Here is a 20,794-nt window from a genome sequence, read left to right on the forward strand (position 1 = left end):
GCAGCAACATCCCGGGCCGGCATTGCCGGCCTTTTTCATTTCTTGATCGGCGCGTTACGCCCCGACATGCTGTCGCTCATCCGGTAAACGCCGTCGATGAACAGCCCATCCGGGTTACGACGGCAAAACTGTTCGATGTTGCGCTCGACGGTCGCCACCGAGACATCGGTCACCTGCTGACGCGGGTTGGCATAGTTGTGACCGCTGAGAAAGCCCCGCGCCCAGGCGACATGGGCGGTGCGCAATTCGACATCCTCGGCACCCTGGCGCCAGGCCCGGCAGGAATTGTCGTCAAAGGCGAGGATCTTGAGGCCGGAAGCCATACCCGTCGTCGTACCGGTTGCCAGAACCGCAAACACCAGCCAGGTCGCCACGTGCTTCTTGATACCCATCATTACTCTCCGTTTGCCATATTCCTCAAGGCGAAGCATAGACTACCCAGGCGCCATCGCGAACCCCGGCGGCAGGAACGTCGATTGCTTGAACTGACATCCTTCGCCACGGTCAACCTGCCCATTGCCCGGAAAACCACCATGTCTGCCAGCTTTCGCCCTTTCACTTTCGACAACACCTACGCCCGGGAACTCCCGGAATTTTGCGTTCGCTGGCAGGCTGAAGCGGCCAGCGCACCGAAACCGATCCGCCTGAACCGGGAACTGGTCAGCGAACTCGGCGGCGATCCGCAGCAACTGGAGAGCACCGACGGCATTGCCATGCTCGCTGGCAATCTCGTCCCGGTCGGCGCCGAACCGGTCGCCCAGGCCTATTCCGGCCACCAGTTCGGCGGTTTCTCGCCGCGCCTGGGCGACGGCCGCGCTTTATTGCTCGGCGAAGTGGTCGACCGTCAGGGCCGACAGCGCGACATCGCCTTCAAGGGCTCCGGGCGCACGCCCTTCTCGCGCAACGGCGACGGCAAGTGCGCGCTGGGTCCGGCGCTGCGCGAATTCCTGGTCGGCGAAGCGATGCACGCGCTCGGCATCCCGACCACGCGGGCGCTGGCCGTGGTCGCTACCGGCGACATGGTGCGCCGCGAGCGCGCCCTGCCCGGCGCCGTGCTCACCCGTATTGCTGCCAGCCACCTGCGCGTCGGCACCTTCGAGTACGTCGCCGTGCATCATGGCCCGGCCGCCGTACAGCAGCTCGCCGACTACGCCATCGCCCGCCACGACCCGCAACTGGCCGGCCGCGCCGACCGTTACCTGGCGCTGCTCGACGCCGTCGCCAGCCGCCAGGCGGAGCTGGTCGCGCGCTGGCTCGGCGTCGGCTTCATCCACGGCGTGATGAACACCGACAACATGACCATCTCCGGCGAAACCATCGACTACGGCCCCTGCGCCTTCCTCGAAAGCTACCACCCGCGCACCGTGTTCAGCTCGATCGACAGCCAGGGCCGCTACGCCTACGGCCGCCAGGCGTCGATTGCGCAATGGAACCTCGCCCGCCTGGCGGAAACCCTGCTGCCGCTGATCGACACCGACATGGACCGCGCCATCGCCGCCGCCACGGCGGTGATCGAGGCCTTCCCCGAGCGTCACGCCGCCTGCTGGCTGAACGTGATGCGCGCCAAGCTCGGCATCGACGACAACGGCGACACCGAAACCGACCGCACCCTGGCCAACGATTTCCTGACCCTGCTGCAACGCGGCCGCCACGACTTCACCAACAGCTTCCGCGCCCTCTACGACTTTGCCGATGGCCGCCCGCAGGTACTCGCCCGACTGTTCGCCGACGACCCGGACGCCGCCGTCTGGCAGCAACGCTGGCAAGCCCGCCAAGCGCAACGCGACGCCGCCCTGCTGGCGACCATGAAGCGCGCCAACCCCTGGCTGATCGCCCGCAACCACCTGGTCGAAAATGCGCTCGAAGCTGCCGTCGACCGCAACGACCTGGCCCCCTTCGACGCCCTGCTCGCCGCGCTGCGCGCGCCCTTCGACGAACGCGAAGCCGACCGCCATTACACCGAACCGGCAGCACCGGAAATCACCGCCAGCTACCAGACCTTCTGCGGGACCTGAGGCAAGGCCGGACAAAGGCCGTAAAATCCGGCCTTTGTCATCGCCAAGCCGCCCGCATGCGCCTCCTCCACACCTCCGACTGGCACCTCGGCCAGCATTTCATGGGCAAAAGCCGGCAGGCCGAGCACCAGGCGCTGATCGGCTGGTTGCTCGAACAGGTGGCGGAACATAGCATCGACGCGGTGCTGATCGCCGGCGACATCTTCGACACCGGCACGCCGCCCAGCTACGCCCGCGAGTTGTACAGCCAACTGGTCGTGCGCCTGCACGAAGCAGGCGTCGCGCTGCTGCTGCTCGGCGGCAACCACGATTCGCCGGCCACACTGAGCGAAAGCCGCGAACTGCTGGCGCGCCTGGGGACGACGGTGATCGCCGCGACGCACGCCGATCCGGCGACGCAGGTGGTCGTCCTGGCGCAGCGCGACGGCGCGCCCGGCTGCATCGTCGCCGCCGTGCCCTTCGTCCGCCCGCGCGACGTGCTGCAGAGCCAGGCCGGGCAGAGCGCCGAAGACAAGCAGTTGTCGCTGCAGCAGGCGATCCAGCAGCACTATGGCGCGGTCGACGCCACCGCCCGGGCCAGAATGGCCGAGCTCGGCGTCACTCTGCCCGTCGTCGCCACCGGCCACCTGACCACGGTCGGCGCCAGCGCCAGCGAATCGGTGCGCGAGATCTACGTCGGCGCGCTCGAAGCCTTCCCCACCGCCGCCTTCCCGCCCGCCGACTACATCGCGCTCGGCCACATCCACCGGCCGCAGAAAGTCGGCGGGCTGGAACACATCCGCTACTGCGGCTCGCCGATTCCACTCGGCTTCGACGAGGCGAAACAGCAAAAGGAAATGCTGCTCGTCGACCTCAACGCCGACGGCCTGCAGGCGGTGACGCCGCTGCCGGTACCGCGCTTCCAGGGGCTGGTAGCGATCGCCGGCAAGCTCGCCGACCTGCCGGCACAGATCGGCGCCGCCTCCGCGCTAGGCACGCCGGACCGGCCGACCTGGCTGGAAGTCACCGTCGCCGAGGACGACTACCTCGCCGACCTGCCGGCGCGCATTGAAAAGATGACCGACGGCTGGCCGGTCGAAGTCCTGCGCATCCGCCGCCAGCGCGGCAACGCCGCCGCCCGGCTGGCAGCCACCGCCAGCGAGACGCTGGACGAACTCGACCCGCACGAAGTCTTCGCCCGCCGCCTCCAGCAGGAAGGACTCGACGCCGAACTGCAGCAGGCGCTGAGCGAGCGCTACCGCAGCGTCGTCGCCGGCCTGCATGGGGAGGAAGCATGAAGATCCTCAGCCTGCGCCTGAAGAACCTCAATTCGCTGAAAGGCGAATGGACCATCGATTTCACCCGGCCGCCGTTCACCGACAACGCGCTGTTCGCGATCACCGGGCCGACCGGCGCCGGCAAATCGACGCTGCTCGACGCCATCTGCCTCGCCCTCTACCACCAGACGCCGCGCCTGAAGACGATCTCGGCCGCCGACAACGACATCATGACGCGGCACACCGCCGACTGCCTGGCCGAGGTCGAATTCGAGGTCAAGGGCGCCGTGTACCGCGCCTTCTGGAGCCAGCGCCGCGCCCGCGACAAGGCCGACGGCGCGCTGCAGGCGCCGAAAGTCGAGTTGGCGGCCGGCGACGGTACCATCCTCAGCACCCAGACCAACGACAAGCTGAAACGCGTCGCCGAGATCACCGGCCTCGACTTCCCGCGCTTCACCAAGTCGATGCTGCTCGCCCAGGGCGGCTTCGCGGCCTTTTTGAATGCCAGCGCCAACGAGCGCGCCGAACTGCTCGAAGAACTGACCGGCAGCGAAATCTACGGCGAAATCTCGCGCAAGGTCTTCGAGCAGGCGCGCGAAGCCAGGGACAAACTGGCCCAGCTCAAGGCCCGCGCCGACGGCATGGAGCTGATGAGCGACGAACAGCGCGCCGCGATGCTGCAGGAAAGCGCCGTGCTGGAAACACAGCTCGCCGACCTCCAGCGCCAGCACACGCAAACGCAAGCACAGCGCCAGTGGCGCCTTGATCTCGCCCAGGCCGAACAGGAAGTCACCGCCGCGCTCACCCGCCAGCAGGCCGCCGACGCCGCGCTGGCCGCCGCCGCGCCCGAACTCAAGCGCCTGGCCGACAGCGAACCGGCCGCGGCGCTGCAGCCGCTGCACCAGCAATGGCAGCAGGCCGACGCCGCCGCCCGCCAGACCGCCGCCGAACGGCAGGCGCTGCACGGCGAACGCAGCCGCCTGCAGGCCGCCCAACTGGCCGGCCACGACACCGCCGCCAGCCACGCCGCCGCCGTCGCCGCCCAGGCGCAACAGACCCTGCAACAAAGCCGGCGCGACGCCAGGGAGATCGACGACTTCTGCACCGCCCACGCGCAGCGCGCCCAGCTTGGCGAACGCCTTGGCGTCTGGGATCAACAATTCCGGCAACGCGACAAACTCGCCCGCGAACTCACTGCCCAGCAGCAGGCGCAGCAGAAACTCGCCGCCGAGCAGGCCGCCAACGAACGGCAACGCGCCGCCCAGCAGTTGACGGTCGACGCCGCGCAGAAGGCAAAAACCGCCGCCGACGCTGCGCTCGAGACCAGCCGCGCCGAACAGAACCAGCGCCTCGCTGGCCAGACACTGGCCGACCTGCGCGCCCACTGGCAACGCGAGCAGGCTGCCGGCAACCGCTGGCAGCAACTCGACGCGCTCGCCCGCCAGCGCCGCGAACTCGCCGCCCTGATGGGCGCGCAGGCGCAGCAACTGCAGCAGGGCGAACCGCAGATCGCCGCCCGGGAAAGCAGGCTGGTCGCGCTGCGCGACCAGCACAAGGTGCTGAGCGCCCAGGTCGCCGACAAGCAGAAGCTGCTCGAACAGGAACGGCTGATCCGCAGCCTCGCCGACCACCGCCGCCAGTTGCAGCCGGGCCAGCCCTGCCCGCTGTGCGGCGCGCTCGAGCACCCGGCGATCGCCGACTACGCCGCGCTCGACGTCTCGGTCACCGAGGCTGCACTGCAGGCGGCACAGACGTCGCTCGCCGAGCTGGTCGACAAAGGCCAGCAACTGCGCGACGAGCAGACCAAGGCGAAAACGGCGCACGCCGCGCTGCAGGAACAACAGGCGAAGACCGCCCGCGACCTCGCCCGCCTCGCCGACGACTGGCAGACCCAGCTCGCCGGGCTGCCGGCCGGCACGCTGCCGATCGACGCCTGGCAGGACGAACCAACTCTCGCCGCCGCCCGCAGCCAGGCCGAGCAGTCGCTGAACGCGCTCGCCGCCCGCCTGCAAGCCGCCGAACGCGGCGAACAGGCGGTCAACGCCGCCACCAAAACCGCCGCCGACGCCGCCCAGGCCCTGCTCGCCGCCGGCAACCAACTGCAACTGCTGATCCAGGCCGGGCAAACCGCCGCGCTGCGCCAGGCGGAAATCGCCAAAGCCAGCCAGGGCATCGCCGCCGAACAGGCCGAACTCGACGCCCGGCTCAAGGAAACCCTGGCCGATATCCCCGCCGACCCCACCGCCTGGGTGGCCGAGCGCGACACCGAATGGCAGCACTGGCAGCAGACCCAGCGCCGCCGCCAGGAACTCGCCACCCAGCTCGTCCAGCAACAGGAACGCGCCGACGCCGCGCAGACCCAGGCCGCCCACTGGGCCGAACAGGCTGCACAACGACGGGCCGCAGCCGCCGACGCCCCCCCGCCGGCACCGGCCAGCGCCGAAGCCGACCCCGCCGCCGCCCTCGCCCGCTGCGCCGAGCGCCTGGCCGAACTCGGCCAGCAACTCGCCGCATTGCAAGGCCGTCAGGCGCAACTTGACGCCAATCTCGCCCGGCAGCAGCAAACCCTTGCCAATGCGGCAAGCGCCTGGCAAACGGCGCTCGCCGCCAGTCCGTTCAGCGACCTCGATGCCTACACCGCCGCACTGCTGCCGGCGGAAGAACGCCAGCGCCTGCAGCAAGCCCGGGAAACCCGGCAAGCCGCCAAGCAGCAGGCCGACGCGCTGCTCCAGGCCGCCCGCGAAAAGCTCGCCCGCCTGCAGCGTGAAGCAGGCGAGGCACCTGTACCTCCGCTCGCCGACCTCGACACCGCCCTCGCCCGACTCGACCAACAGCGCCGCGAACTCAGCGAACAGCTCGGCGCCCGGCGCGCCCTGCTCGCCCGCGACCAGGAGGCGCGGCAGAGCCAGCAGGCGCTATTCCAGGAAATCGCCGCGCAGACCGCCGACGCCGATCTCTGGCAGCGCCTCGACGGCCTGATCGGCTCGGCCAAAGGCGACAAGTTCCGCAAGTTCGCCCAGGGCCTCACCCTCGACCACCTGCTGCACCTCGCCAACGGCCACCTGGCCCGCCTGCACGGCCGCTACCTGCTGCGCCGCAAAACCAGCGGCGAACTCGAACTCGACATCGTCGACAGCTGGCAAGGCGAAGTCGCCCGCGACACCCGCACCCTCTCCGGCGGCGAAAGCTTCCTGGTCAGCCTGGCGCTGGCGCTCGCCCTCTCCGACCTGGTCAGCCACAAGACCAGCATCGACTCGCTCTTCCTCGACGAAGGCTTCGGCACGCTCGACGCCGACATCCTGGAAATCGCCCTCAATGCCCTCGACACGCTCAACGCCAGCGGCAAGATGATCGGCGTCATCAGCCACGTCGACGGAATGAAGGAGCGGATTCCGGCGCAGATCCGCGTCGAGAAGGGCGGTGGAGTCGGCTATTCGCGGCTCTGCCTGGCCGGTTGATCCTGCCCGGTGCAGTAAGCTTCACGGACACACTCGATGGCCTGTCAGGTGGCGGCCGGTTTCCCGGCAGCTCACCCAGGAGGCTAATGTGTCGCGCATTGGGATGGGCATCACGCCGCATCGTCCGCCTCATGAAAGCGGATTGTGTTCCGCCCTGCGGCTTTTGCCTGATACATGGCTTTGTCGGCCCATTTCAGGATGTCATCGGGACTGTCCTCATGGTCGAGAAACACGAACACGCCAATGCTCGCCGAACAATGGTGTTCAACGGAGCTTTCTGCCATCCGCTCGTGCACAATATTCAAATGATAGGTTGCTGACAGCCTGAGGCGGATCTTTTCGGCAACGGCCTTGGCTTGGGCAATGGACTTCGTGCGATCGGCATCAAGCTCACCCAGCATCACGACAAACTCATCCCCACCAAAGCGCGCCACAGTATCCATCTCACGCACGCAAGCCTTCAATCGATTGGCAGCTTCAACCAGCAGCAGGTCGCCGACGAAGTGGCCGTATTTGTCGTTCAGTGGTTTGAAGTTATCGAGGTCAACAAACATCAGGGCGCCATGACGACCAAAGCGCTTGCTGGCAGCCAGTACCTGGCTCAGGCGGTCGCTGAGCAAGCGCCGGTTGGGAAGCTGGGTCAGCGTGTCATAGAACGCCAGCTGCCTGACCTGGTCCTGCATCTGCTTGCGCGTGGTGATTTCGCGGGTGATGCCGTGATATCCAGTGATTTTCCCGCTTTCATCGCGCATGGCCTTCGAGAACACTTCCCCCCAGATCACGCTGCCATTCTTGCAGCGGTGCGGGGCTTCGAAGCTGACGAAACCCAGCCTGTTGCCTGCGCGCTCCGCTTCCTGCCGCTTATGCCATGCTTCCATGACAATGGCCGCGCCTTCTTCATCGAACAACTCAAGCACATGATGACCGACCACCTCGTCAGCCTTGTAGCCACGAAGGCGTTCGTCCGACGGGCTGATGTAGGTGATGCGAAGTTCGTTGTCAGCCCGCCAGATGACATCCATCGCGTCTTCCGTAAGCAACCGGTAGAACGACTCCCTTTCATTCAGCGTCCGGGTGCGTTCCTCGACCAGGGCTTCGAGTTCCCGGTTGCGCTCCTGCAGATTCTTGAGTGGATAGACTTCGCCATCGAGCACCAGGTGATAGGGAATCGAAATGCCGCTGTGGACGATTTTCCAGGACTCGCCTTCAAGACGGAAGATCAGGGTCAGTCGCGCAACCTCGCGCGCCAGGACATGGTCAGGAACCGGCAGGTGAATGTTGAAAAAAGCAGTGACGGAGACGACATGCTCACTCAGATCCTGCATAGAGATATCGCGCATTTCGATCCGGATGCGCTCCGGCACCTCGGCAAAATCCTGGCGGGTGATTCTCACCCACTCGTCGCGATCCGTAACCAGGACACTGCCACCGCCCGTATAACCACAGAAGTCTTCGCTGAAGAAGGTGGTCAGTCGATCATCGCGTGCGGCGTAGAGCTCGATGTACTCGTCGAATAAGGCGCGAATTTTGAGCTGACGGTCCGAACTAGGCATGATTGAGGCCATGGAAAATACTCATTTGCCAACAGAGTTAACAACATCTGACATATATACCATATAGCCTCTCTGGATCATCCTGCATGCGTCAACCAAAGGCTCATGAAGAAACCGAAGATTCAAATTACCCTGAGCGCTTAACAATTTCTCACCAATGAAGATCAAGATGCCCACGAAAACACCGGTCATTCACCATTACCCTGCCCATCAAGCGAGTACTCAGCCGCCATTGCTTTTTGTGCATGGTGGTTACAGCCACGCTGCGCTGTGGAGCGTCCGCTTGATCCCTTATTTCCAGGATCTGGGCTACAACTGCTACGCGCTTGATTTTTCCGGCCACGGCAGCCACCCGGGTGATCGGCTCAATCTCGACGATTTCGGCATCGAAGATTACGTCACAGATCTGGCTACCGCCGTCGCCAGCCTGCCGGTGGAACCGGTGTTGATCGCACATTCCATGGGGTGCCTGGTCAGCCAGCGCTTTCTCGAACATGGCACGGCTCACGCCGTCGCCTTCCTGGCACCGGTGCCGCCAACCGGAACAGGCGGCACGGCCAGTCGCTTTGCCCTGACCATGCCGGATTTCTTCGCCGAATTGCCTAATGCGGTCAACGGCGCGGCCAACGAAAAAACAATGAGAACGATGGCCAGCGTCTATTTTTCGCCAAGCTTGGCGCCGGAGGAGACCGTCCAGTATCTTCCGCTAATCCAGCCGGAATCTGAAAAGGCCGTGGCCGAAATGCTCACTGCGCCCTTTCGCGTTGCCCGTAGCCGGGCACGCATTCCGGCATTGGTCATGGGTGGCTCGGCTGACCAGGTGTTTCCGGCCTCGATGCTCTTCTTCACTGCCGCAGTGTGGAACGCCAGAACGCAGATCATTGATGGGGCTGGCCACATGCTGATGCTCGACCCGCAATGGCCGGACACTGCTGGCAAGCTGCTGGAATGGTTGGAAAGCCTTGCCTGAAACCAGCTTCCAGGGACTGAGTCGCGCTACACTGCCAAGTTTGCCGTCAAACCGGAATTCTTCATGCGCTCCCTGCCCGTCCTGCTTCTCACCACCATCGCCCTGCCTGCGTTGGCGGAGGAGATTGGCTGCACAACCACCGAGTGGAAATTGATCGGCGCCAATCACCGCGTCTGCGTCTATGCTTATGACGACCCGAAGATTCCCGGTGTCACCTGCCATATCAGCCAGGCGCGCACCGGTGGCATAAAGGGCAGTCTCGGTCTGGCGGAAGACCCTTCGCAGTTTTCCATCGCTTGCCGCCAGATCGCGCCGATCGTCGTACCGGAGAATCTGCCGGAACGCGAGGTAGTATTCAGCGAAAACACTTCACTGTTGTTCAAGGAAACGCAGATTCATCGCCTCTTCGACGCCAAACGCAAGGTGTTGATCTATCTCGGCATCAGTCGCAAGATCATCGCTGGGGCGCCGAGTAACGCGATCTCGAGCGTACCGGTGCAACCGTGGTCGACAACCAAGGGGCCCTGATCCAAGATGAGTTCCTCTAACCACCGTCGCCTCGACAATGAACTCGCCAGCGCTGCCGCTGCCTACCAGGCCAGCGCAGTGATCCCGCATTGCCCGCAATGCTCGAATTCCTGCTGTCGCCTCGACCCCTTGGTGCTGGAACTGAACTGGAAACAGGTCAGGACTTTCTGGCGGATTGATGAGGCGCGTGCCGCCTTCGACCGGCAACTGAAGGCGGGCCAGGGGCCGCAGGAAATCCGCGCCGGCAACGGCTTGTATTACGCGCACGGCAAGCCCTGCCCGGTATTCGATGAGGCGACGGCATCCTGTAGCGTCTATGGACAGCCGATCAAGCCGGCGGGCTGCTCGGATTTCCCGGTATATGAAGACGGCGGCACCATTGTCGCCGACCTGCGCTGCGAGGCGGTCGATCGTACCGCCCTGAGCAGCTGGATCGCCCAGGCTGTCGGTGAGAACTACCGTATCGTCAGCAAGGCCGACCCCGACTTCCCTTTTCTGATCACGCTCTCGCTGAAAAAGGCAAAACCTCCCGCGTAATGGAATGGAAACTGCTTGATTCTCCTTGTTGCATCACGGGAGAAGATCATGAGTCCCAGGCTGACCGAGGAAACGCTGTTCTGGCTACGTTTGGCCGCGTTCGCCCATCTCTCAGAGCAGATACTGTGCACCGGCGCCAGCGTCGATGACGCCGAGGAATTGTTGTTCGGCTGGCGTCTGCCGGGCGATCTGCCGGCACCATATGCCTGCCTGACCGGTGGCCTTGCCTACCAGACCGAACAACCGTGAATGCCTTAGCTGGCCTTGTCCGGCACGAACTTCAGCACATTGCCGTTGATGCAATAGCGCTTGCCAGTGGGCGGCGGGCCGTCGTCAAAGACGTGGCCAAGATGGATGCCAGAACTGGCGCTGCGGACTTCGACCCGGCGCATGCCGTGGCTGTCATCCTCGTGCAGCGTGATCGCACCCGGCAGCGGATTGAAGAAACTGGGCCAGCCGCTGCCGCTCTCGTACTTTGCATCACTACGGAACAAGGGCGCACCAGAAAGGGGATCGACGAAGGTGCCGGGGCGCTTTTCGTCGAGATGCGAACCGGTGCCGGGATACTCGGTGCCCTGCTCGAAGGCGATCTTCTGTTGTGCCGGCGTCAGCAGGTGGAAGCCCAACCATTGCCAGAAACGGCCAGTATCGCCGTTGTAGCCGGTGTAACGCGAAACCTCCCTGCCCTGCTCGAAGAGCACGATGGTCGGCGTGGCGAACAAGGCCTTGGCCAGCGTCCAGCCGGCCGGCGCCTGCGGACTCAGGCTGCGGGCGATGGCCACCGGCGATTGCCAGTGGTCGAGGACGTCGGCCTTGAATTTCTGGCAATAGATGCAGTCGGCGCTTTCAAAGACAATCAACTGGCGCTGCAGGTCGAGTGTGGCGTGGTCGAGCGGCGGTATGCCGGCTGACGGCGCTGCTGCGGAGGCGCCCGGATACTTGACCCCGGTACCACCCAGGCCGCAATAACCGTCCGGATTCTTGACCAGATAGTCCTGATGGTATTCCTCGGCGGTGAAGTATTTTTCCAGCGGCGCGATCTCGGTGGTGATGCGGCCGAGCCCTGCCGCCGTCAGCGCCGTCTGGTAGGCGTCACGGGTTTTCAGGGCGACGGCTTGCTGGCTGGCGTCGTGCGTATAGACGGCGCTGCGGTAGTTGCTGCCGACATCGTTGCCCTGGCGATCACCCTGCGTCGGATTGTGGCTTTCCCAGAACTGGATCAGCACCGTTTCCAGATCAACCTTGGCCGGGTCGAAAATCACCTTGACCACTTCGGCATGATTGCGCAGGCTGGATTTGCCCCACTGACGCATGCGTTCGTGCGCCAACACCGCATCGTAGGTGCCCGCGATGTCGCCGTTGGCGTAACCGCTTTCAACATCGAGCACGCCGGGAATGGCGGCCATGCGTTTTTCGGCGCCCCAGAAACAGCCCATGCCGAGGACGATGCTGTCGGTGACGGCGGGCATGGCCGGCCGGCTTGCCTTGGCGGCCGCTTCACCGTCGCCGCAGGCGCTGATCAATACACTGCTGGATATCGCCAAGATCAATCCTTGTAATCTCTTGAGGGGGGACATTGCTTGCCTTTCGCCGGCGCGGGATCGCGGTTGAAACCCCGCCGCTCGCCGCAAGCGCTACCCGGAGGTTGACTGGCGCGATGCGCGGTGGTTCCCCGTTAGTCGGCAAGTGCGTCAGTTTCTTACAGGCCGCCACCGACACTTTCAGGCCGGCGATTCATCATCCTCGCTCAATCCCGCGAACAGGCCCTGCTCGCGCAGCATTGCCTTGAAGGTTTTCATGACCGGGCGCGAAAGCATGGTTTCGGCGAGCACGCGCTTTTCGTAGATGAGATTGCGCATTTCCTCGCTGCTGGCAGCCCGGGCGGCGGCGATCAAACGATGGTATTCATCGCCGAAGCGCTCGCCCGGACGATGTTTGACGGCGTCGTAGAGCAGCGCCATGACGACTTTATCCACGGCGCCCATCTTGCACTTGCCGTCGAGGATCTTGAGCATCACCGTGGTCGCGCAATCGATATCGCTGGCCGTCAGGGCATGGCCGCGCAGCCAGTCATCGACATGGGCCGCGTTCATACGGCGACAGCGTAGAGCAAGCGAAAGCTGGCAGTTTCAGGCAAAGACATGGCAGACGGGACGATGGTTGGTAACGCCCGGGCCAATGCAAGAGCGGTGCCAGCGTGGCAAACGCCGCCGGTGCGTGGGCCGGGCGCGTGGTGTCGCGCCTGGCCGGCGGTTTTGTCGGATTTGCGACGAGCTCAGTTCGCTATGTCGATCGCCAGGCGCCGTCCGGCAACCCGTTCGGCCAAAGCATCGTCGTGGGTAACCAGGACCAGCGCCGCGCCGCTGCGCTCAAGGGCGCGCAGCAGTACGGCCATGGTCTGCTTCTGGGTGATCGCGTCGAGGCGCGAGGTCGGTTCGTCGGCAAAGACCAATTGCGGCTGTAGCAGCAGGATGCGGGCGATCGCGATGCGCTGCAGTTCGCCGCCGGAAACTTCGCTCGGCAGGCGGTCGAGCAAGGCGGCGTCGAGGCCGAGCTCGGCCAGCAGCGGTTCCGCCGCGCCGGGATCGAGGCGGTGCAGGCGGCACAGGTCGGCGAAGGTTTGCCGCAGCGTCTGCCGCGCCGGGAAGGCAGCGACCGGGTCCTGGTACAACTTCTGGAAGGCGAACGGGCGCGCCGCATGGCTGACGACACGGCCAGCGTCGGGCTTGAGCACGCCGAGCAGGATGTTGCCCAGCGTCGTCTTGCCGCAGCCGCTCGGGCCGGTCAGCGCCAGCCGCTCGCCGGCATGGACACAGAGGTCGATACCGGCGAACAGGCGCTGGGCGCCGAAGGCCTTGGCCAGGCCCTGCGCTGTCAGCAGCGGCTGGCCACTGGCCGGCGCCGGCTCTGCCGGCCAGTTGCGGGGCTGGGCAGCGAGCAGCGCCTGGGTGTAGGGATGCTGCGGCACCTGCATCACCGTCGCTGTGGCGCCGGATTCGACGATCCGCCCCTGCTCGATCACCGCCAGGCGGCCGCCGAGGGCTTCGGCGACTTCCAGGTCGTGGGTCACCGTGAGCAGCGCACAACCTTCGAGCAAGGCCTCGCGCAGCAAGGTGACGACCTCGTCGCGCATGCGCCTGTCGAGGCCCTTGGTCGGCTCGTCGGCGATCAGGATCGGCGCGCCGCCGGCATAGACCGCGGCGAAGGCGACGCGCTGGGCCATACCGCCGGAAATCTGGTGCGGATAATGCCCGGCCTTGTCCTGCAGGCCGAGGCCGGCCAGCGCCTCGCGCGCTCGCTGGCGGGCGTTGGCGGCGTTGCCGTCGCGGCGGACATGGCGATAGGTTTCCTCGACCTGGGCCAGGATGCGCATGGTCGGGTCAAGCGCCAGCCAGGGCTCCTGCGGCAGCAGGCCGAGCTGGCGGCCCCACAGCGGCCGGCGCGTGTGGTGGTCGGCGGCGGCCGAGGCGACGCCGGCGACCTCGACCGTGCCGGCCGCCTGCAGGGCATCCGGCAGATTGCCCATGATCGCCTGCGCCAGCAGCGATTTGCCGGCGCCGCTCTGACCGACCAGGGTCAGCGCCTCGCCCGGTGCCAGCGCGAAACTCACGTCGCGCAGCAGCGCGTTGTCGCCGGCACGAACGCTCAGCCCGTCAACCGCCAGGATGCGCTTCATGCGTTCTTCTCCTCATGCTGGATCAGGATCAGCGCCAGCAAGGTCGTCGCTAGCAGGCCGACCGGCGCGGCGATCAGCCAGGGGGCTTCCTGGTAATACGGCAGCAGCTCGGTCATCATCACGCCGAGCTCCGGGCGCGGCGGCTTGACGCCGACACCGACGAAACCGAGCGCAGCCATCGCCAGCACCGCGGCGGCCAGGCCGAAGCTGGCCAGCGTCCGCACCACCGGCGCCAGCTCCGGCCAGACATGACGGCGGACGATGTAGCCGAGACCGAAACCGAGCAGCAACGAGGCCTCGACGCCGGGCGAGGCGAACAGCGTCCGGGCACTGGCGCGGACGACGCGGAAATACTCGACCCAGAAGGCCAGCGACAGGCCCAGGTAAAGCGGCCAGAACTCGCCCGGCGCCAGTGTCGCCAGCAGCAGCACCAGCAGCAGGCCGGGCAGCGCCAGCACCGAATCGGAGATGAACAGCAGCACTTTTTCCAGCGCGCCGCCATACCAGGCCGCGAGGATGCCGAGCACGGTGCCCGGAATCGCCGCCGACAGCACGCTCAGCGCGGCCAGTCCGAGCGAAAGCTGGGCGGCATCGGCGAGCCGGGCGAGCATGCTGCGGCCGAGGTGGTCGGTGCCGAGTGGATGCGCCAGAGCGGGCGCCTGCAGGAAGGCGCGCAGGTCCTGGGCAAAGGGGTCGGTACCGGTGAGCGCCGGGCCAAAGGCGGCGAAGACAGCGATGGCGGCGAGCAACAGCCAGCCGATGCGATGCAGGGTAGTCAGCTTCATGGGCGGTTCATTCAGCGATGGCGCGGATCGAGCGCCAGGCAAAGCAGGTCGACCAGCGCGTTCAACATGACGAAGCACAGCGCCAGCATCAGGCAGGTGCCCTGGATCATCGGCACGTCGCGCCAGAACACCGCGTGCACCATGGCGTGGCCGATGCCGGGCCAGGCGAACAGGGTTTCCAGGATGACCACACCCTCGATGACGAAGGCCAGCTGGACGCCGAGATAGGCAACCACCGGCAGCGCCATGTTGCGCAGTGCGTGGCGCCATACCGCCAGCGACAGTGGCAGGCCCTTGGTCTGCGCGAAGGCGTAATGCTCGCTGGCGAGCACGTTGCGGATCGCCTCGCGGACGATGCGCGACGAGCCGGCGGCGAGGCCGAGCGCCAGTGTCAGCGCCGGCAGGAACAGGTTGGCGGCTTCGCCGTGTCCGGCCGCCGGCAGGTCGGCGCCGGCGAAGACGATGACCATCAGCAGCCCGAGCAGGAAAGGCGGAAAGGCACGCAGCCCGACCGACACCAAGAGACCAAGACGGTCGGCCCAGCCGCCCGGGCGCAGGCCGGCGGCGACGCCGAGCGGCAAGCCGATCAGCAGCGACAAGCCGAGCGCGGCGCCGGCCAGCATCAGTGTATGGCCGAGCTGGTGGCGGATTTCGTCGACCACCGGCGTACCGATGACCAGCGAGTTGCCAAGGTCGAAGGCCAGCAGTTGCTGCCACCAGCCGGCCAGTGCCACGTACCACGGCGCATCGAGTGCCAGTTCGCGGCGCACCGCCTCGGCGGCTTCGGCACTGACCAGGTCGTAGCCATAGCGGCCAGCCGCGATGCGGTAGGCGAAATCGCCGGGCAACCAGCGCATCATCAGGAAGCTGAGCATGCCGACCAGCACGCCGACCGCCAGCGCCTGGCCACCGCGCCGGAGCAGCACCGGCAGCAGGCTGCGGCCCAAGGAAATCAGGGTTTGTGCATTCATGATTGCCAGCGCATCCGGCTGATCCGGTAGGAACGTTCGAAGGGGTCCAGACTGAAGCCGGCCAGTCGGGGCTGGACGGCCGCAACCAAGCGGTTCCAGGCGACCGGGATGACGGGCAGTTCGGCCTGCAGGGTGGCCGTCACCTGGCGGCGGACGGCCACGCGTGCGCGCTCCCCGGCTGCACCCTGCAATGACAGCAGGCCCGTAGCAAGGTCCGGATCGGACCAGCCCATGGCCCCCCAATCGCTGTCCTGGCCGGCAAAGTCCTGGCTCAGGGTGAGCGACGGATCGGGAATGTTGGCGTAGTTGCGGGCACCCAGCGCCATCTGCAGCGTGCCGTTGCGATGTCCAGCCGGGATATCGCTGGAGTTGCCGATCGCCACTTCGACGGCAATGCCGAGCTGGCGCATCTGTTCCTGGATAGCGGCGGCGACCACCGGCAGTTCCGGGCGGTCGGGAAAGGTCTGCAATTTCAGCGCCAGACGCTCGCCTTGCCCGTCGCGGCGGATGCCGTCGGCGCCCCTGGCCCAGCCGAGGCCGTCGAGCAGCTGGCCGGCGCGGGCCAGGTCGGTCGCCAGCGGCGCCAGCGCCGGATCGTGCCAGTCGGGCAGCACTGGCGGCAGCAACTGGCTGGCGGCGGCGCTTTCGTCGCGCAGCACGGCGCGGGCGATGCCGGCGCGGTCGATGGCCAGGCTGATCGCCTCGCGGACTTCACGGCGGGCCAACAGCGGATGGCCGGCGTTGAGCTTGAGGTAGATGGTGCGCGGCAGATGTACCGCCTGCACCTGCAGCCGCGGGTTGCCGCGCAGGCGTTGCCAACTGGCCGGGTCAAGGCCGTACACGACATCGGCCTGGCCGCTTTCGGCCATCAGCGCGCGGCTTTCGCCGCGCCCGACGGCAAGGTAATGCAGGCGACGGATCGCCGGCGCCGGGCCATCCCAGGTCTCGGCGACTTCAGCGGCGAAGCGCTGCGGCGCTTCGAGCAGGCTCAGCTTGTACGGCCCGCTGCCGATGATGCGGCGGACCGAGCCGCTGGCGCCGTAGCAATCGGGTGCCAGTATCTGCGTGCTACTGTGGGCAAGCACCGCCGGCAGCGGTTCGAAAATCTGCCGCAAATGCAGGTCGACCGTGAACTCGCCGGCTTCAATGCGCTCGATCGGCACCATGCCCAGGCCGCCCGGCTTGACCCGGGCATACTCCAGCGCCTGCCGCACCGCCGTGCCGCTGACCGGGCTGCCGTCGTGGAACCGGGCGCCCGGTCGCAAGCGGAAACGCCAGCGCCGGCGGTCGGCCGAGACCGACCATTCGCTGGACAACCCGGCGACGTAGTGGCCGTGATCGTCGAGATCGACCAACGTCTCGCTGATCTCGGTGCGCGAGAACAGGTAGCCGGCCCGCGAAGGGTCGAGGCCGGTGATTTCCCAGGGTCCGACCAGGCGCAGCGTCTGCCCGTCGATTTCGCCCTGAGTCAGCGTTTCGCTCCCAGGCCGACAAGCGGCCAGCGGCAAGGCGCCGAGGCCGAGCAGCAGCGCCCGGCGGCGTGGCAGAAAGACATCAACCATTGACTCAGAACCGCATCTGCATGCCGAGCGTGAGCGTGCGCGGCGTACCCGGCGTTACCCAGTACACGTCGTAGGAGCTGGCGTAATAGGTCTTGTCGAACAGGTTTTCGACGTCAAGCGAGAAGCGCAGGTTCTGGCTCGGCTTCCAGTAAGTCATCAGGCGTGCCGTCGTGTAGGCCGGCAGTTCGAAGGTATCGAGCGCATTGCCGGAACGTTTACCGACATAGGTGGCGCCGCCGCCAAACCCGTAACGACCATCTTTGAAACCTGCCTCATACATCGCCAGGATACTGCCGCTGTGCTTGGGCACGTTGAGCAGGCGGGCGCCGACCAGCGCCGCGTTATTGTCCTTGGTGATTTCGGCGTCGGTGTAGGCGTAGTTGGCGGTGACCCGAACTTTCGTGGTCAGCTGACCGGAGACATCGATCTCCATACCGCGACTACGCGCCTCACCGGCGGCGATCGAAAAGCCCGAATTGTTCAGATCGTTGGTCAGAACGTTCTTCTTGTCGATATCGAAGAACGACAAGGTGCCGCCATAGCGTTTGTCGGTCGATTCGTACTTGATACCGACTTCCTTGGCCCGCCCTTCTTCCGGAGCGAAAGCACCGCCATTGACGTCACCGCCGGTATTCGGGCGGAACGATTCGCTGGCCAGCGCATAGATCGAAACGCTCGGGCTGAGCAGCCAGGTCAGGCCGACGCGCGGCGTCGTCGCCTTGTGTTCCTGTTTGGCCACGGTACTGGTGCTACGATTTTTCAGATCCTGACGGAAGCGATCATGGCGCAGGCCAAGCAGCAAACGCCAGTCCTCTGCCAGATGTATTTGATCCTGCAGGAACACACCTGTCCCGTACTGCTTTTCCAGGGTGTTTACAGGTGTCGTGTCAAGCGCCAGCGGCGTCTGCCCGTAAACCGGATTATTTATATCGATGCCGTAGGTGGTGGTCGAGCGCCCACGAGTCATCAATTGATCGAGTTCGAAACGATAGCTATCGAGACCGGCCATGACCTCGTGCTTGAGAGTACCGGTGGCGAACTTGCCGTGCACTTCGCCCTGGAAGGAAAGATCGTTGGAATCGTAGTCGCGGAAACGGCGCTCGCGTTCGATGATCGGCGTCCCCGCGGTTGTCCAGCGGACGACGCCGGCCGTACGCGGACTGGCTTCGGTTGAGTAACCGTCGAAGCTGGTCGTCCGGTAGGCCAACCCGGCCTTGGCCTTCCAGTCGCTGGAGAACTCGTGTTCCAGCGTCAGTTGGTGGGTCTTGTTGTCGATGGTGATGTCGCCGTCGCCCGGCTCACCGAGAAAGGTTTCGCGCGAGATGCTGCCGGTGCGGCCGCCAACCGCAACCACGCCGCGATCCAGCGGCGCCTTGTGACGCAGCAGCTCAAGGTCGTAATTGACCAGCGTGTTCGGCGACAGCACCCAGGTGAAGGACGGCGCGACCAGGTAGCGTTCGCTGTCGATATGGTCGCGGAAGCTGCCCTTGTCCTCGACCGCGACGTTCAGGCGGTAGGCCAGGTTGTCGGCAAGCGGACCGGTCGTATCGAACGAGGTACGATAGCTGTCGTAGCTGCCAACATAGACCTCCAGCGAGTTGCCCGCCTTGAACTGCGGCTTCTTGGTCACCACGTTGAGGATACCGCCCGGTTCGCTGGCGCCGTAGAGCGCCGCCGACGGTCCCTTGAGCACTTCGATGCGCTCGACGTTGGCCATGTCGCGCGGGGCGTTGAAGCCGCGATTGCCGGCGAAGCCATTGCGCAGGAAGTTCGGCCCGGTGTTCTCGTTGCCGGCGAAGCCGCGGATCGCGAAGTTGTCCCAGAGACCGCCGAAGCTGTTCTGGCGCGTGACGCCGCTAACGTAGTCGTAGGCTTCCTCGAGGCGGACGGCGCCGATGTCGTCGATCAGCTGCCGGGGAATCACCCGCACCGACTGCGGCAGTTCGCGCAGCGGCGTTTCCGAGCGAGCCACGCCGCTTTCCTCGAGATAGTAAGCCTGGCCTTCGCTACGGCCAACGACGCTGATTTCCGAGAGCTGACGCTCGGCTTCCTGGGCCCAGAGGCCGGGGCCAAACCCGATCAGCAACAGTGCTGCAACAGCGGGCTTGAAAACAAACTGAGCTTGCATGAATGTCTCTGAATACCAAAAAAAACGCAATGTTATAACATCGCAAATGCGATTGCATAGCGTTAACAAATGAAAGATTAGCAGAAAACACACACGGTGTATGATGAATTTTTATTTATTCATACAACTTCTGTGCCAGCCGGAATCGCCACGGTTTTCCTGGCCAAGAGGAGTCCTTTACTGAGAAATTACGATCAGCGCGCTTCCAGGGTGGAAAGCGCGCTGGCAGCACAGGATCAATCCCAGGCCAGCGCCCCGCCCGTCTGATATTCGGTGACCCGCGTCTCGAAGAAGTTCTTTTCCTTGCGCAGGTTGGCCTGTTCGTCGAGCCAGGGCAGGACGTTCTCGGCACCCGGGAAAGGTTCCTCGACGCCGACCTGGCGGGCGCGGCGGTTGGCGATGAAACGGAATTGCTGGACGTGCAGGTCGGCGTTGTAGCCGAGGATGGGGTCGCGCAGGATGTAGCCGGCGTAGGCGCGTTCCGCGGCTTCGGCTTCGTTCCACAGTTCGCGCAGCGCCTGCGGGTCGAGTTCCAGACCCTCTTCCTTGAGCAGTTCGCGCACGACGCGGATGCCGAAGGCGCAGTGCAGGACTTCGTCGCGCATGATGTATTGCAGTTGCTCGGCGGCGCCCTTCATCAGGCCGCGCCGCTGCAGTGCGAACACCGGCGTGAAACCGTTGTAGAACCAGCAGCCTTCGAAAATCACCGCGAAGAAGAAGTAGGAGAGCGCGAATTCGTGCAGGTTGGCGCGGTCGGTGAGATCGAAGTCGGCGCGCATGACGCGCTCCAGCCGGCGGTTGGCGAGTGCGATCTTGCCGTGGATTTCAGGCACGACGCGGTAGCGGTTATAGATTTCCTGCTGGTCGAGGCCGATGCTTTCGATGCAGTGCTGGTAGGTCCAGGTGTGCAGCGCTTCTTCATAGACCTGGCGGGCCTGGTAGATCTGCAGTTCGGGCGCGCTCATCTTCTCCATCACCGCCAGGCCGATGTTGCGCATGGCCAGGATGTCGGAGGTGGTCAGGTAGGCGAGCACATTCTCGAAAACGTGGCGCTCGGCCGGGCTGAGCTTGTGGTGGTAGTCGTGCACGTCCTGGGCCATGCTGATTTCCAGCGGGGTCCAGTGGTTGCGGTTGGCCTTGAGGAAGAACTCCCAGGCCCAGGGGTACTTGAACGGCGCCAACTGGTTGATGTCGGCCTTACCGTTGACGATGCGCTTGTCAGCGGCATTGATCGGCGCCAGCGAGGGCGTGGCGGCTGGCGACGGGGCTGGTGCGGAAGTCGGCGCGACGGGTGCAGCGGCAGCCGGCGCGTGGCTTTCCCAGTCATCGAAACGGTAGGCGGCATTCATGGCAAT

General features: G+C 65.3%; 17 protein-coding genes. 7 read left to right on the forward strand and 10 right to left on the reverse strand.

Going from position 1 to position 20,794, the window contains the following annotated elements:
• Positions 1-35: 35 nt before the first annotated feature.
• Complete coding sequence (locus G471_RS0112605; RefSeq protein ID WP_245580560.1) at positions 36-395, reverse strand: hypothetical protein; 360 nt, start codon at positions 393-395, stop codon at positions 36-38.
• 81 nt (positions 396-476) lie between these two features.
• Between G471_RS0112605 and G471_RS0112610 the strand changes: the two genes are divergently transcribed.
• From G471_RS0112610 to G471_RS0112620, 3 genes are read left to right on the forward strand one after another with little or no spacing between them, the layout of a single operon-like run.
• A complete protein-coding gene (locus G471_RS0112610) occupies positions 477-2,015 on the forward strand; it encodes a protein adenylyltransferase SelO (protein WP_245580561.1) in 1,539 nt (512 codons plus the stop codon).
• A 56-nt stretch (positions 2,016-2,071) separates the two neighbouring features.
• Entirely contained in the window at positions 2,072-3,292 is a 1,221-nt protein-coding gene (gene sbcD, locus G471_RS0112615; protein ID WP_028995663.1) for an exonuclease subunit SbcD, read from the forward strand.
• Positions 3,289-6,729, forward strand: coding sequence for an AAA family ATPase (locus tag G471_RS0112620; RefSeq protein WP_028995664.1), 3,441 nt, complete (start codon positions 3,289-3,291; stop codon positions 6,727-6,729). The genes sbcD and G471_RS0112620 overlap by 4 nt, the downstream gene beginning before the upstream one ends.
• 110 nt (positions 6,730-6,839) lie before the next feature.
• On the opposite strand, the gene G471_RS18850 is transcribed toward G471_RS0112620, so the two are convergent.
• Positions 6,840-8,294, reverse strand: coding sequence for a diguanylate cyclase domain-containing protein (locus G471_RS18850; protein ID WP_081700253.1), 1,455 nt, complete (start codon positions 8,292-8,294; stop codon positions 6,840-6,842).
• Positions 8,295-8,451: 157 nt separating this feature from the next.
• On the opposite strand from G471_RS18850, the gene G471_RS0112635 reads away from it, so the two are divergent.
• From G471_RS0112635 to G471_RS0112650, 4 genes are all read left to right on the forward strand, one after another.
• Positions 8,452-9,252 (forward strand): alpha/beta hydrolase, encoded by an 801-nt coding sequence (locus G471_RS0112635; RefSeq protein WP_043421746.1) that lies wholly within the window; start codon positions 8,452-8,454, stop codon positions 9,250-9,252.
• Positions 9,253-9,315: 63 nt separating this feature from the next.
• Positions 9,316-9,780 carry a CreA family protein gene (locus G471_RS0112640; RefSeq protein WP_028995666.1) on the forward strand — a complete coding sequence of 155 codons (465 nt, stop codon included), beginning with the start codon at positions 9,316-9,318 and terminating at the stop codon, positions 9,778-9,780.
• 6 nt (positions 9,781-9,786) lie between these two features.
• Positions 9,787-10,317, forward strand: coding sequence for a YkgJ family cysteine cluster protein (locus G471_RS0112645; protein ID WP_081700254.1), 531 nt, complete (start codon positions 9,787-9,789; stop codon positions 10,315-10,317).
• A 48-nt stretch (positions 10,318-10,365) separates the two neighbouring features.
• Positions 10,366-10,566, forward strand: a complete 201-nt coding sequence (locus G471_RS0112650; RefSeq protein ID WP_028995668.1) for a hypothetical protein — start codon at positions 10,366-10,368, stop codon at positions 10,564-10,566.
• A gap of 5 nt (positions 10,567-10,571) precedes the next feature.
• On the opposite strand, the gene msrA is transcribed toward G471_RS0112650, so the two are convergent.
• The 8 genes from msrA to G471_RS0112690 all read right to left on the reverse strand — a co-directional run bounded on the left by msrA (position 10,572) and on the right by G471_RS0112690 (position 20,788).
• Complete coding sequence (gene msrA, locus G471_RS0112655; protein ID WP_211226427.1) at positions 10,572-11,861, reverse strand: peptide-methionine (S)-S-oxide reductase MsrA; 1,290 nt, start codon at positions 11,859-11,861, stop codon at positions 10,572-10,574.
• A 177-nt stretch (positions 11,862-12,038) separates the two neighbouring features.
• On the reverse strand, positions 12,039-12,410 hold the full coding sequence (locus G471_RS0112660) for a hypothetical protein (RefSeq protein WP_028995670.1): 372 nt from the start codon (positions 12,408-12,410) through the stop codon (positions 12,039-12,041).
• 182 nt (positions 12,411-12,592) lie between these two features.
• Positions 12,593-13,993, reverse strand: coding sequence for an ABC transporter ATP-binding protein (locus tag G471_RS0112665; RefSeq protein WP_028995671.1), 1,401 nt, complete (start codon positions 13,991-13,993; stop codon positions 12,593-12,595).
• Complete coding sequence (locus G471_RS0112670) at positions 13,990-14,778, reverse strand: ABC transporter permease (RefSeq protein ID WP_051295472.1); 789 nt, start codon at positions 14,776-14,778, stop codon at positions 13,990-13,992. The genes G471_RS0112665 and G471_RS0112670 overlap by 4 nt, the downstream gene beginning before the upstream one ends.
• 11 nt (positions 14,779-14,789) lie before the next feature.
• The gene (locus G471_RS0112675; protein WP_028995673.1) at positions 14,790-15,749 is read right to left on the reverse strand and encodes an ABC transporter permease; all 960 of its coding nucleotides are present in this window, start codon (positions 15,747-15,749) and stop codon (positions 14,790-14,792) included.
• Positions 15,746-17,311, reverse strand: a complete 1,566-nt coding sequence (locus G471_RS0112680; protein WP_051295473.1) for an ABC transporter substrate-binding protein — start codon at positions 17,309-17,311, stop codon at positions 15,746-15,748. Before G471_RS0112680 ends, G471_RS0112675 begins: the two co-directional genes overlap by 4 nt.
• A 4-nt stretch (positions 17,312-17,315) precedes the next feature.
• Complete coding sequence (locus tag G471_RS0112685) at positions 17,316-19,439, reverse strand: TonB-dependent siderophore receptor (RefSeq protein WP_028995675.1); 2,124 nt, start codon at positions 19,437-19,439, stop codon at positions 17,316-17,318.
• Positions 19,440-19,675: 236 nt separating this feature from the next.
• Entirely contained in the window at positions 19,676-20,788 is a 1,113-nt protein-coding gene (locus tag G471_RS0112690; protein ID WP_028995676.1) for a ribonucleotide-diphosphate reductase subunit beta, read from the reverse strand.
• Positions 20,789-20,794: the final 6 nt, after the last annotated feature.

This window comes from Azonexus hydrophilus DSM 23864 (genome assembly GCF_000429605.1).
In the GTDB taxonomy this organism is placed as follows: domain Bacteria; phylum Pseudomonadota; class Gammaproteobacteria; order Burkholderiales; family Rhodocyclaceae; genus Azonexus; species Azonexus hydrophilus.

Coding starts and splice junctions, on each gene's coding strand:
- G471_RS0112605 (WP_245580560.1), bottom strand. CDS start 395: ATGATGGGTATCAAGAAGCACGTGGCGACCTGGCTGGTGTTTGCGGTT.
- sbcD (WP_028995663.1), top strand. CDS start 2,072: ATGCGCCTCCTCCACACCTCCGACTGGCACCTCGGCCAGCATTTCATG.
- G471_RS0112620 (WP_028995664.1), top strand. CDS start 3,289: ATGAAGATCCTCAGCCTGCGCCTGAAGAACCTCAATTCGCTGAAAGGC.
- G471_RS18850 (WP_081700253.1), bottom strand. CDS start 8,294: ATGGCCTCAATCATGCCTAGTTCGGACCGTCAGCTCAAAATTCGCGCC.
- G471_RS0112635 (WP_043421746.1), top strand. CDS start 8,452: ATGCCCACGAAAACACCGGTCATTCACCATTACCCTGCCCATCAAGCG.
- G471_RS0112640 (WP_028995666.1), top strand. CDS start 9,316: ATGCGCTCCCTGCCCGTCCTGCTTCTCACCACCATCGCCCTGCCTGCG.
- G471_RS0112645 (WP_081700254.1), top strand. CDS start 9,787: ATGAGTTCCTCTAACCACCGTCGCCTCGACAATGAACTCGCCAGCGCT.
- G471_RS0112650 (WP_028995668.1), top strand. CDS start 10,366: ATGAGTCCCAGGCTGACCGAGGAAACGCTGTTCTGGCTACGTTTGGCC.
- G471_RS0112660 (WP_028995670.1), bottom strand. CDS start 12,410: ATGAACGCGGCCCATGTCGATGACTGGCTGCGCGGCCATGCCCTGACG.
- G471_RS0112665 (WP_028995671.1), bottom strand. CDS start 13,993: ATGAAGCGCATCCTGGCGGTTGACGGGCTGAGCGTTCGTGCCGGCGAC.
- G471_RS0112670 (WP_051295472.1), bottom strand. CDS start 14,778: ATGAAGCTGACTACCCTGCATCGCATCGGCTGGCTGTTGCTCGCCGCC.
- G471_RS0112675 (WP_028995673.1), bottom strand. CDS start 15,749: ATGAATGCACAAACCCTGATTTCCTTGGGCCGCAGCCTGCTGCCGGTG.
- G471_RS0112680 (WP_051295473.1), bottom strand. CDS start 17,311: ATGGTTGATGTCTTTCTGCCACGCCGCCGGGCGCTGCTGCTCGGCCTC.
- G471_RS0112685 (WP_028995675.1), bottom strand. CDS start 19,439: ATGCAAGCTCAGTTTGTTTTCAAGCCCGCTGTTGCAGCACTGTTGCTG.
- G471_RS0112690 (WP_028995676.1), bottom strand. CDS start 20,788: ATGAATGCCGCCTACCGTTTCGATGACTGGGAAAGCCACGCGCCGGCT.